The organism is Parasphingorhabdus sp. DH2-15 (genome assembly GCF_051668705.1).
GTDB lineage: Bacteria > Pseudomonadota > Alphaproteobacteria > Sphingomonadales > Sphingomonadaceae > Alterisphingorhabdus.
In genome coordinates this window covers 1721319-1733723 of the sequence record NZ_CP196351.1, presented here as the reverse complement: position 1 = coordinate 1733723, position 12405 = coordinate 1721319, and the positions used below count along the sequence as shown (strand labels likewise).

Annotated in this window: 10 protein-coding genes; 6 read left to right on the top strand and 4 right to left on the bottom strand. The window is 50.1% G+C overall.

The window, feature by feature from the left end:
• Nucleotides 1-63: 63 nt before the first annotated feature.
• Nucleotides 64-2340, top strand: a complete 2277-nt coding sequence (gene parC / locus ACR9YC_RS08020) for a DNA topoisomerase IV subunit A (protein ID WP_438726105.1) — start codon at nt 64-66, stop codon at nt 2338-2340.
• An 88-nt stretch (nt 2341-2428) separates the two neighbouring features.
• Nucleotides 2429-4192: a putative bifunctional diguanylate cyclase/phosphodiesterase gene (locus ACR9YC_RS08015; RefSeq protein ID WP_438726103.1), complete on the top strand. Its 1764-nt coding sequence runs from the start codon at nt 2429-2431 to the stop codon at nt 4190-4192.
• Here ACR9YC_RS08015 and ACR9YC_RS08010 read toward each other — a convergent pair.
• The 3 genes from ACR9YC_RS08010 to ACR9YC_RS08000 are packed head-to-tail and all read right to left on the bottom strand — an operon-like array spanning nt 4182 to nt 6642.
• Nucleotides 4182-5432 (bottom strand): CCA tRNA nucleotidyltransferase, encoded by a 1251-nt coding sequence (locus tag ACR9YC_RS08010; RefSeq protein WP_438726100.1) that lies wholly within the window; start codon nt 5430-5432, stop codon nt 4182-4184. The genes ACR9YC_RS08015 and ACR9YC_RS08010 overlap by 11 nt on opposite strands.
• Nucleotides 5429-6067, bottom strand: a complete 639-nt coding sequence (locus ACR9YC_RS08005) for a CoA pyrophosphatase (RefSeq protein WP_438726098.1) — start codon at nt 6065-6067, stop codon at nt 5429-5431. The genes ACR9YC_RS08010 and ACR9YC_RS08005 overlap by 4 nt, the downstream gene beginning before the upstream one ends.
• 8 nt (nt 6068-6075) lie before the next feature.
• Nucleotides 6076-6642 (bottom strand): DUF1285 domain-containing protein, encoded by a 567-nt coding sequence (locus ACR9YC_RS08000; RefSeq protein ID WP_438726095.1) that lies wholly within the window; start codon nt 6640-6642, stop codon nt 6076-6078.
• A gap of 191 nt (nt 6643-6833) precedes the next feature.
• Between ACR9YC_RS08000 and ACR9YC_RS07995 the strand changes: the two genes are divergently transcribed.
• Nucleotides 6834-7703: a DUF1499 domain-containing protein gene (locus ACR9YC_RS07995; RefSeq protein WP_438726092.1), complete on the top strand. Its 870-nt coding sequence runs from the start codon at nt 6834-6836 to the stop codon at nt 7701-7703.
• Between the two features lie 28 nt (nt 7704-7731).
• On the opposite strand, the gene ACR9YC_RS07990 is transcribed toward ACR9YC_RS07995, so the two are convergent.
• On the bottom strand, nt 7732-8904 hold the full coding sequence (locus ACR9YC_RS07990; RefSeq protein ID WP_438726090.1) for a PQQ-dependent sugar dehydrogenase: 1173 nt from the start codon (nt 8902-8904) through the stop codon (nt 7732-7734).
• A 153-nt stretch (nt 8905-9057) separates the two neighbouring features.
• On the opposite strand from ACR9YC_RS07990, the gene ACR9YC_RS07985 reads away from it, so the two are divergent.
• The 3 genes from ACR9YC_RS07985 to folP all read left to right on the top strand — a co-directional run bounded on the left by ACR9YC_RS07985 (nt 9058) and on the right by folP (nt 12153).
• Entirely contained in the window at nt 9058-9618 is a 561-nt protein-coding gene (locus tag ACR9YC_RS07985) for a ribonuclease HII (RefSeq protein WP_438726087.1), read from the top strand.
• 250 nt (nt 9619-9868) lie between these two features.
• Entirely contained in the window at nt 9869-11038 is a 1170-nt protein-coding gene (locus ACR9YC_RS07980; RefSeq protein ID WP_438726085.1) for a site-specific DNA-methyltransferase, read from the top strand.
• A 17-nt stretch (nt 11039-11055) separates the two neighbouring features.
• Nucleotides 11056-12153, top strand: coding sequence for a dihydropteroate synthase (gene folP, locus ACR9YC_RS07975; protein ID WP_438726083.1), 1098 nt, complete (start codon nt 11056-11058; stop codon nt 12151-12153).
• The last annotated feature ends 252 nt before the right edge of the window (nt 12154-12405 follow it).

The following is a 12405-nucleotide window of genomic DNA, read 5'->3' as shown; positions in this document are numbered from 1 at the left end:
GCATCCACAGTTTTCACTTATGCTGTCTCGCCAAGATAGAGCGGCGCTGCTAACGACTGTGGCATGAGTGATGAAATCATTGATATTGATGACAATGACGATGGAGAGGATAATCCCAATATTCTCCCAACGTCTTTTGATGATGCTTTATCAGAGCGTTATCTGGTCTATGCTTTATCAACCATCACCGCGCGCTCATTGCCGGATGTTCGCGATGGGTTAAAACCCGTGCACCGCCGCCTGCTATGGGCGATGCGGGGCCTCAAGCTTGACCCCAAAAGCGGGTATAAAAAATGCGCGCGGGTCGTCGGTGATGTGGTTGGTAAATATCACCCCCATGGCGATCAGGCAGTTTATGATGCCATGGTGCGTTTGGCGCAGGACTTTGCACTGCGCTATCCGCTGGTCGATGGGCAGGGCAATTTTGGCAATATTGATGGCGATAATGCTGCGGCCTATCGTTACACCGAAGCGCGGCTGACCGAGACAGCTATTGAGCTGATGAACGGCCTGAATGAGGGTACGGTCAATTTTCTGCCAACCTATAATGGCGAAGATGAAGAGCCAGAGGTTTTGCCCGGGCTGTTCCCCAATTTGCTGGCCAATGGTGCCGCTGGCATCGCCGTTGGCATGGCGACATCTATTCCTTCGCACAATGTGGCTGAAATTATCGACGCGGCATTGCTAGTGATTGATGACAAAAATGTCAGCCATGAAAGCCTGATGGAGGTTTTTCATGGACCTGACTTTGCCACTGGCGGTATTTTGCCAGATAGCCGCGATGTCATTTCTGAGGCTTATCGCACTGGGCGTGGTTCATTCCGCCTAAGGGCACGATGGGAGAAGGAAGACATTGGCCGCGGGCAGTGGCAGATCGTCATTACAGAGATCCCTTATCAGGTGCAAAAAGGTAAGTTGATCGAGCAGATAGCCACCTTGGTGCTTGATAAAAAACTGCCTATTTTGGCCGATGTTCGTGACGAATCCGATGAAAATATCCGTATCGTGCTGGAGCCGCGCAGCCGGACAGTGGAATCGGATATATTGATGGACAGTCTTTTCCGGATGACCGATCTGGAATCGCGCTTTTCGCTCAATATGAACGTGTTGGATGCTATTCGTGCACCATCCGTAATGGGGCTAAAAGAGATTTTGCAGCATTGGCTTGCGCATCAATTTGTCGTTCTGCAACGTAAGACACAGCACCGTCTGGACAATATTAACGCGCGGCTCGAACTGCTGGGCGGTTATATCATCGCTTTTCTCAACCTTGATCGGGTTATTGAGATTATCCGCAATGAGGATGAACCCAAGCCAATTATGATGGCTGAGTTTGAGCTTACCGATCGGCAGGCCGAGGCCATTCTCAATATGCGATTGCGCTCATTGCGCAAACTTGAAGAGATGGAGCTAAAGCGCGAGCGTGATGCTCTGGAAAAAGAGCGTGAAGATTTGCTCAAACTGCTCGACAGTCAAGCGCGTCAACGCACCCGTATGAAGCGCGATTTGACAGAGTTGCGCAAGGCCTATGCAGAAGACACTGTTTTGGGCAAGCGCCGCACAACCTTGGAAGAGGCAGGCGCGGCGCGCGAAATCCCACTGGAAGCGATGATCGAGAAGGAACCGGCAACGGTTATCCTTTCGACACGTGGATGGATTAAGGCGATGAAAGGCCATGCCGATTTATCGCGTGATGATCTGAGTAAGTTTAAGGAAGGCGATGGTCCGGCTTTCGCTTTACATGCGCAAACAACGGATCGGTTGGTTTTGATAACTGATAACGGGCGTTTTTATGCTCTCGGCGTCGATAAGTTGCCGGGCGCACGCGGCTTTGGTGAGCCGGTGCGGTCCATGCTGGATATCGATAATGATGCCAATATTATCGGCGCTTTGCCATTTGTGGCAGGTAAGAAATTCCTTGTCGTCGCTGATAATGGCCGGGGCTTTCAACTGGCGACCGAAGATGTCCTGTCCGAAACGCGCAAGGGCAAGCAGATTGTCAATCTCAAAGGCAATGCTCGACTAAAGGTTGCGCGGTTAATGTCTGATAATGCGGATCATATCGCAGCAATTGGCGATAATCGTAAGCTGGTTATCTTCGCTTTGGCCGATTTGCCGCAAATGGCGCGGGGGCAGGGTGTGCAGCTACAGCGCTATCGCGATGGCGGATTATCAGACGCAACGGCATTTTGCTTCGCTGATGGATTGAGTTGGACAATGGGCGGGGAAACTGGGCGGCGCAGAACGGAAACCGACATTGGCCTTTGGAAGGTTGCCCGTGGCGCAGCCGGACGATTGCCCCCCAATGGGTTCCCGCGATCAAACCGTTTCGAGGACTAATCAAAAGTCTCAGTGCGCTACCAAAGTCAATTGTGCGATCCATTTACTGATTAGCGTTTTTTTTACATGTTTTTGCTAGTTTTACAAAATGTCACTCGTAAGACCGAAGTCCAGCGATTTTGCTGTAGATGATCAGATTGTCGCTTTAGGCGTAGGCTTTCTGGTCGACGCCTTGCCTGTAGCTGCAATTATAGTAGAGAAAAACGCGCAAGGTGATTTTGACTTAAAAGCCTCTAATACGATGTTTGATGTGCTGAAGCTAAATGTGAACAGCACTAACCAAAATCACGATCTGATTATTGATGACGCAAAAATTCGGCAGGTAACATGTGATTATATTGCTGGATCACCGCCTTATACATTTGAGTGGAGACGAGAAGACGGCGTCAATCCACGCCAAATTGATGTCAGCATTGCCTCTTTTGATAGTGCGGGCACACAAGGGCGATATCTCATCACTTTTGTTGATCGCACTTCGGAAATGCAGGTGCGGCGTAACCTGCACCGCGAAATGCTATCAGACAGCCTGACTGGTCTGTATAATCGCACAGGCTTTGAAGAGGCCGTTGACGATCTGGTTGCCAAAATCAAAGACGAAAACCAGAGCGATAATGCAATCGGAGAAAGGGATGACGCGGAATTGTTCGCAATTTTTGCGATTGATCTTTCGCGCTTCCGCCAAGTCAATGAATGCGCTGGATCCATTGTTGGTGATGAGCTTATCCTGACTGTGGCAAGCCGTTTGAGCAATGTCATTCGTAATGGCGATGTTCTAGGGCGTATGGGCGGTAATGAATTTGGCATTTTCGTCAGATTGAAGAATAAAACAGATGATCTGGATGCCACAATTGCGCGTATTTCGTCTGTTTTTGACGATCCTTATGCATTGGGTGCGCTGAAAGTCAGTGTCTCTGCCGCTATGGGTATCGCGATTGACAAGCATGATTGTGCTAACCCGTCGGACAATATACGCCATGCACAAATCGCCCTAAAACAGGCGAAAACCACTGGTAAAATCGAACATTATAGCAAGGCTGTTCTCGATTTCTCGCGCAACCGTTTCACGCTTGAAAGTGATCTTAGAACAGCAATTGATCAAGATGCGCTTGAACTGGCATTTCAGCCTTTGGTTGATTTGGGCACAGAGCAAGTTATTGGCTTTGAGGCTCTGGCTCGCTGGAATCATCCCGACCGCGGACCTATTTCGCCAGCTGAATTTATCCCGATTGCTGAAGAATGCGGATTGATTGTGCCTTTGGGTCGCTGGGCATTATATGAAGCTGCCAAGACCTTAAAGAAATGGGATAAGCAATCAAGCAGCCAGTTATGTGGCCGTATCTCGGTTAATTTATCCGCAGTGCAATTTGTCCATGACGATGTGGCTTATGCTGTGGAAGAGGCTGTGCGGACCAATGGTTTATCCGGCGATCAGCTAACATTGGAACTGACCGAGAGCGTTATCGTCAGTGATCCTGACCGAGCCAGAAATGTGATGGAAGCCTTAAAGTCTCTCGATACAAAATTGGCAATGGACGATTTCGGCACTGGTTATTCAAGCCTAGAATATTTGCAAAAACTGCCCATTGATATTCTGAAGATTGATCGCAGTTTCGTAACGCCCATGCTGCAGGACAGAGACAGAGTTGCAATCGTGCGGGCTGTTTTATCGCTTGCCAGCGCTTTGGGTATGGAGACGACCGCCGAAGGTATTGAAACCAAGGAGCTTTCTAACACTTTGGCGGCCTTGGGTTGTTCCAATGGGCAAGGCTATTATTATGCAAAGCCTTTAAGTGCAGATGATGCATTTGCATTTTTGGAGCAAGCCAGAGCATCAAAAGCAATCACTGTCTGATATTTTCGTTTGATATAAATTTGGCAATATAGTCGGGAATATCATTTATTTCAGGGCAGTTCTGCTTGAGCCATTGTTTTTCCCCCTTTTGCAAGAGCGCGGAAATTTGCGGTCCTGGCTCTACACCGGCATTGATAATATCGCGGCCACCAATTGGGAAAACCGGTTTAATCCAACCAGCAAGATAGTGTTTTGCTGTATGCAGTGCTGATTGACTCCCTTTTAAAAGAGCAATTTGCAGTGCCATTTCCGACCCATGGAAATAGGCCAGACTGACAATATCATCGGCTTGCTGTGCATCTGATGAGCATAAGAGCGTGAGCGTTTTCTGTTGTTTGCGCGATAGGCGCAAAGCCGCTGCGACTTTTGCAGGAACGTCTTTTCCGGACGCCAGCAAAGCGGCGAGGCGGCTCATAGCTATAACTGTAATATTTTCGGCGCGTCCGCGTTGCAGAGTCTCCTCAAGCCGTTCAATCCCCTCTTTATTGATTTCCGGGATGATAAACTCCCAAATACCAGCGTCCTGCATGGCCTTCATTGTCGATATGGGCTCCGGCATCATGATCAGGCGAAGTAGCTCCTGAGCAATGCGTTCTCTCGACAATCCTTGTAATCTGGGCGCCAGCTCGGCGCAAAGGGCAAGGGTGGATTGATCTAATGGGCCCTGACCATAGCGGGCATGGAAACGAAAATAGCGCATGATACGCAAATAATCTTCATTTATACGCTCGCGCGCATCACCGATAAAGCGCACTATCCCCGCATCAAGGTCATTTTGCCCGTCAAAATAATCATATAGTGCACCATTTTCTGGCACCGCATAAAAGGCGTTAAAGGTAAAATCACGCCTTGCGGCATCTTCCTGCCAATCGTCAGAAAAAACGATGGTTGCATGGCGTCCATCTGTACTGACATCGCGTCTCAGGGTCGTCACTTCGACTGTGCCCTGCGCCAGAACTACGGTCACTGTGCCATGCGCAATACCGGTGGGAATGGCGCTTAGCCCTGCTGATTTAGCGATGCGCATAACATTTTGTGGCAGCAATTTTGTGGCCAGATCAATATCGGCCGCTTGTACACCCAAAAGGGCATCACGCACCACTCCGCCTACGAGACGAGCATTGGTGCCTGACCCCGCATTGCCGTCTAGCAATTTGCAAAAATCTATCAGATCATTGCGCTCTTGCCATGCAAAGGGCTGCGCTAAGCGAGGCGGGTGTGTTTCCATTTTGTCGGTCACTTGGTTACATCATGATATTGCCGCGCCAAATTGGCAAGGATGCCAGCGGTAATACCCCATATTCTATAACCCTGCCATTCCAGATCATAATAGCCGCGCTCTTTGCCTTGCCATTTGGTTGTACGGCGCGTGAGCAAATCTGGTGCAATGACGGTTGAGAAAGGGATTTCAAACCAATCAGCGACCTCTGCGGGATTTGGCGTGATATGCATATCAGCAGGCACTAGCCCGACTACCGGTGTGATGGCAAAGCCGCTAGCGGTGAAATATTGCTCGCCTGTGCCTATGATTGTCACGTATTTGGGCGGGATACCAAGTTCCTCTTCGGCTTCGCGCAATGCTGCTGCAATGGCATCCTTATCATCGGCATCAATTTTGCCGCCTGGAAAGGCCACTTGCCCGGCATGATCACGCATTGTTGCCGGGCGGACGGTTAGGAGTAAGCCCGGTGACGGACGGATAGTGATGGGTATTAAGACAGCAGCATCGCGATATCCATGCTCTGGCGTGCCGAAATGCCGCTCGTCACGCAAATCTGATGCGATTTGATCATTGGTGGAACTTTGCAATGCAGAGGCCAGATGCTGAACAAAGTCAGAATCAGCAAATATATGGGCAGGGCCACTATCTGACATTTCACAGGTCATTCAGCGGCAATGTCCAAAGCAAGTGCCTGATCAGCATAGGGTAAGACGCCCGGTGTTGCTTGATCGAGCAAGAGATTGACAAGCGCCAAATGGGTGCTGCGGTTAAGCCTTGCCTCTAAGCCCGGTCTTACGACCACATAAAATTGCACATCATCACCTGTAGGGACGGCGCGAACCCGATGCTCAGCATCAGCAACGGTCAATGCACCAATATTGAGCTGAAAGGCCAGCTGTGGCGGCGTTATGTCATCATTATACTGCATGTCTATCGCCATAAACGGCGCATCTTCAACGGTGATGAACTGCTTTTCATAAGGCGTTACAAGCGCATATCGGCCATCTTCTTCTCGGCGCAAAATGGAAGAGAATAACGCGACCATTGCAGGTCTTTTAATAGGGTCACCGCGGTGAAACCATCGTCCTTCTCGGTCAATGCGCATATGGCTGTCAGAACTATTTTGTGGCTTCCAAAGATGCACTGGCGGGGTCTTTTGGTCGCCTATAAGCTCCATCAATGAGGACGGATCAAGGCTAGCCAGATCGTATATTTCCTTTGATGGCATATTTCCCCTGACATTGCTTGCGCGCGTTACACTTCCATATGGCCACTGATTATAGAGTGTCAACGAGAGCTAGGAGCTGTTGCATTGTAACAAGCATATCATGCTTTTCATCACCTGATGAGCAGTAAATCTTGCCGCAATTATTTCACCATGATAGATGATTACACCTATACCGAATTGGGGGGAAAACTTTGGCAGACAATATTGATGGGCAAGCATCTTCGGATGAAGCGCGCTTGCAACGGAAACATCATTGGTCGATCTGGTTGTCGCGCTTTGCGCTTTTTCTGGGCGTTTCTGTGATTGGAATCGCAGTAATAGGCGCAGTGGGCGCTGGTGAAAGATGGTGGGGGCAAGGGGCAGGCATACAAGCCTTGGTCACAGCGTTCTTTTTGGCGCTTGCCGTCATAGTGTTCGCCATCGCGATATTATTTTATTATCGCAAACAGGGGGCACGGATATTTTGGGTAAGTATATCGGCGCTTATTCTTGCGGCTGGCTATGTCGGCTATATTGGTCTGCAAATCCCCAAGGCTACGGCCAACCCATTGCACGATGTTTCTACCAATCTCACCAACCCGCCACGCTTTGCGACGCTTGAGGCACGGGCCGATAATCTAAAAGATATACCCGGCAAAGAGGATCCGAAATATCGTGGGATGGATGCGTTGGAACGCTGGCGTGCAATCCATGGTGAACTATATCCCGATCTGCGTACTTTGCATGTTTTTCAGCCTGTCGGATTGGCCATTCAACGGGCCGAAGTTATCGCGCGAGAAAATGAATGGGAAATTGCGATGGCCGACCCCATTAATGGCAGGCTGGAAGCGACAGATACGGTTGCGCTGCAACAGTTCAAGGATGATATTATCGTTCGCGCTATACCGGATAGTGATGGTGCCGGCAGTTTGATCGATATACGATCTGTCTCACGCTATGGACAAAGCGATCTTGGCGTTAATGCCGGCCGTGTGCGCGAATTTTCGGCGCAATTGCTGGAACAGCTGGGCGGCGAAATGATGCCATCTTTGACTGAAGGTCAAGCTGCTCCAGAAGAGTAATCCTGCCCATTAAAGAGCAGGATGAAGGTTAGCCGGTTGGCGATAGCTTCAGCAGTTTTGCTTTTTCGCCGTCTTGCAATACCCATAAACTGCCATCAGCAGCTTGCTCTATCTCACGGATGCGTGCGCCCATTTCGTATCGCTCTGCTTCTTTAGCGCTCTCACCATCAATGGTCACGCGCACAATGGCCTCGCCAGCCAGACCACCAATAAAGAAGCTGTTTTTCCATTCAGGAAAAGCCTCTCCATCATAAAATGTCAGACCTGATGGTGCGATTGTCGGCACCCAATAGGTTGCCGGAGCGGCAAATTCCGGGCGTGTATCATGGTCGGGAATGTCTTCACCGCTATAATGGTCGCCATTCGATACAATGGGATAGCCATAATTGGCACCACGCTTGACCAGATTGAGCTCGTCACCATGCAGCGGGCCCATTTCACTGTTCCATAACCGGCCTTGCTCATCGAATGCGAGGCCCAGAAGGTTGCGATGGCCCAAAGACCATATCTGTGCTGCTATGCCGCCCTGTTCATAAAAAGGGTTGTCTTCGGGTACAGAACCATCGGGGTAAAGACGAACAATTTTGCCCAAATTGGCTTTCATATCCTGTGACGGATCAAATTTTTGCCGCTCACCAGAGCTTATAAAAAGATGTTTGCCATCAGGAGAAAAGGCGAGGCGATGGGAGAAATGGCCGCGCCCTGTAACTTTAGGGAATTGGGTCCATATAATTTCCAGGTCTGTTAGTTCAGGAGCAGCCTTTGCTCCGTCTTCACCTAAGATCAGCTTCGCACGGCCAACAACAGCGCCGCGCGTATCATCTTTGCCAGCTTCAACCCAGCTGAGATACACCATAGAATCTGTTGCAAAATCAGGTGACAAAATGACATCACCAAAGCCGCCCTGACCGCCATAATCGACCTTTGGAACACCTTTAACTTCTGTTTTTTCGCCGGTTTGTTTGGTAATGAATAGCTTTCCCGCTTTCTCACTCACCAGCATCTCACCATCGGGCATGAATGTCATGGCCCAAGGTTCTTCAAATTCCGTGACTTCGCTGATGGTGAAAGGCTGGATATCGACAGGCGTTATGGCCGCTAATGGCGCATCTGTCTCATCCCCTTGCGCTGTTACTCCTTGTCCTGGATTACAGGCCAAAAGGATAAGCGAGAGAGGAACGGCGGCGGCAAGACGGTGCATAGACAAATCTCCTGACAGGGTTTGCTTCTCATGATGAGCTTTGCGGTTATTTGCAATGGGCTGCTATTTGCAATGCATAGGCATAATGATAGCACCATCACACATGTTCGAAAATAGTATAACAGGCGCGCCCATTCAATGCAGCAAAAACTGATGAGAATAGTTGGAGTGGATGAGGCGGGCAGGGGGCCTTTGGCTGGCCCGGTCGTAGCGGCGGCTGTATTACTGCCAGAAAACCATGATATTACCGGCCTTAACGATAGCAAAAAACTCTCGGCAAAAAGGCGCGCCAAGCTGGAAATAGCGATTAGGAACCAAGCAAAATTTGGTATTGGGGTTGTCAGCGTAGAAGATATTGATCGTATCAATATTTTGCAGGCAAGTTTGCTGGCAATGCACCGCGCTGTAAAAGCGTTAAACGCACCTTTTGATCATATATTGGTGGACGGTAATAAGTTGCCGCAATGGGAGTATGCTGCGACAGCTATTGTTGGCGGAGATGCTTTGCATCCGCAAATCTCGGCCGCATCAATATTGGCCAAGGAATTGCGCGATAGGATGATGTGTAAACTGGCCTTGGAGCATCCCCATTATGCATGGGGCAGCAATAAAGGCTATGGCACTGCGGCACATATCAAGGCGCTGAAAGAATATGGGCCAACAGATCATCACCGACGCAGTTTCGCGCCTGTCGCGCAAATGCTGCTGCTGTAAACTTGCTGAAATGCCAATCAGGCGCAATTTTTCTATCTTGTGAGTCTTTTTGGGCACACCACCAGATATTGAGTCTGTTGGTGCTGCAAAGACTCCATATCAAGATTTGGACTCATTTCGTTCTTCTCCGATGCGGCCTGATAACGGATTGTTAACCATCATGTGCCAGCGTTTGCGCAGGTTAACGCAGTTGACGATGTCGGTTTATAGACTCACAACCATTGCTTGCAAGCCGATTGAAGGACGAAATATGGCGGTTATAGACGTTACGAAGACACAGGCACTAAAGGGGCAATCCAAAACTGCCGCGCGCAAAGCCGCGGCCCGTAATGTGCCAAGCCATGCTGACCTGCCAGTCAATCAAATTTTGCGCGGCGATTGTATTGCTTCCATGCAAAAACTGCCCGATGCCAGTGTTGATCTGGTGTTTGCAGATCCGCCTTATAATTTACAGCTTGGGGGTGATCTTTTTCGGCCTGAAGGCTCTATGGTCGATGCGGTTGATGATGACTGGGACAAGTTTGACACCTTTGCGGCTTATGACAAATTCACGCGCGCATGGCTAAAAGAAGCACGGCGTATTTTGAAACCTGATGGCGCTTTGTGGGTCATTGGTTCTTATCACAATATATTCCGCGTTGGTGCCGCCATACAGGATCTGGGCTTTTGGGTGTTGAATGATGTGGTGTGGCGTAAATCGAACCCTATGCCCAATTTTCGCGGGACACGTTTTACCAATGCACATGAGACGCTGATCTGGGCGTCGCGTGAGGAAAACGCCAAATATACCTTCAACTATCGTGCGATGAAAACACTGAATGATGAATTGCAAATGCGTTCTGACTGGTTGTTCCCTATTTGCGGTGGTCAGGAACGTCTGAAACGCGATGGCAAAAAGGCCCATCCAACGCAAAAACCTGAGGCGCTGATATACCGCGTGTTGCTGGCTACAACCAAAAAGGGCGATGTCGTGCTAGACCCGTTTTTTGGCACAGGAACTACTGGCGCGGTCGCCAAACGTTTGGGCCGTGATTGGATCGGCTGTGAGCGTGATGAAGGCTATATTGAAGTCGCTGAAGAACGGATTGAAGCAGCGCTTCCGTTAGACGAGTCAGCGCTGAAAACTATGCAATCGCCGCGTTCTCAGCCGCGCGTTGCCTTTGGCACATTGGTCGAGACAGGATATATTGCACCAGGCACCGCCCTGCATGACAAAAAACGCCGCTGGAAGGCTGTTGTGCAGGCGGATGGCTCATTGGTGACGGATAATGATCAGGGTTCAATCCACAAAATGGGCGCTGTGCTGCAAGACGCAGCAAGCTGTAATGGCTGGACATTCTGGCATTTTGATGATCCGGAACTGGGTATGAAACCGGTTGATGCATTGCGGCAGAAATATCTTCTGGCGACAGAGCCTTGATCGCGTAGGCCGACCTTATGGGTGATAGCAAAATCTACATATATCCGGTTGCGGTAGCACATAGCCCCCAAGCATTGGAAGGCGACGCTATATGCCTTGGAGGTTCACTGGCCTGGGCATCGCAATTCCGGGTTGATCATATTGTTGATGGTGCGCCGGTTCAGAGGATAGTCGTATCCAAACAGGGCATGGACGCCGCGATTGATACTTTGCCGGATGATTTGCAGACAGTCGCTGCCGAACAATGGCAAAACCTGCAAAAACGCCACACTCCGCAACAGCTAGGTGACCGCGTTTTGCGCTTTGACCAGCCGCAAGTAATGGGCATAGTAAATCTGACGCCGGATAGCTTTTCTGATGGCGGACAATTTGCCGATAATGAGGCTGCAATCATGGCCGCATGTGATATGGCGGAGGCTGGCGCTGCTGTTATAGATATAGGCGGCGAGTCAACGCGTCCTGGAGCGAAAGCTGTTTGGGAAGGCGATGAAATAGAGCGGGTTAAACCTGTTATTGAGCGGCTGGCAAAAGGCGGCAATTTGATATCTATCGACACTCGCAAAGCGGCAGTGATGTCAGCTGCTCTGGATGTTGGTGCACGGATAATCAATGATGTTTCAGCTTTGGGATATGATCCTGAATCCTTACCATTAGCGGCGCGCTCGGCTTGTCCAGTGATTTTGATGCATACGCCTTCACAGGGTGACGATCTGCATGCGGATGGCAATTATGCCAATGTTGTGCATGATGTTTTTGATTATCTGCAATCGCGCATCAAAGCGGCAGTGGAGGCGGGCATTGACCGCGCCAATATCATTGTTGATCCGGGTATTGGATTTGGCAAATCACTTGCCGATAATCTGGCGCTGATGAATGCTTTGCCCCTTTTCCATGCACTTGGGCAGCCCATATTGGTCGGTGTAAGTCGCAAACGCATGATTGGTGCTTTGGCAGGGGAAGTGCCTGCTGATAAACGCTTGGCGGGATCATTGGCATTGGCGCAGCATGCTATTGAGCGTGGCGCCCATATTTTGCGGGTACATGATGTGCCGGAAACGGTGCAGATGGTGCGCGTGTGGCGCGGTCTGCGTGATGCTGCGCTCACTAGTTTCTAACAGTGTAATTGACTATTCACACCTATCGAACCCAACGGGTTCGCAAGGCCGACCGGCCGCCGCCGCTTATTGCGGCGTACTTACAAAAAGCCCCAACGGGTTCGCAAGGCCGACCGGCCGCCGCCGCTTAATGCGGCGAAATTACAAAAAGCCCCAACGGGTTCGCAAGGCCGACCGGCCGCCGCCGCTTATTGCGGCGTACTTACAAAAAGCCCCAACGGGTTCGCAAGGCCGACCGGCCGCCGCCGCTTA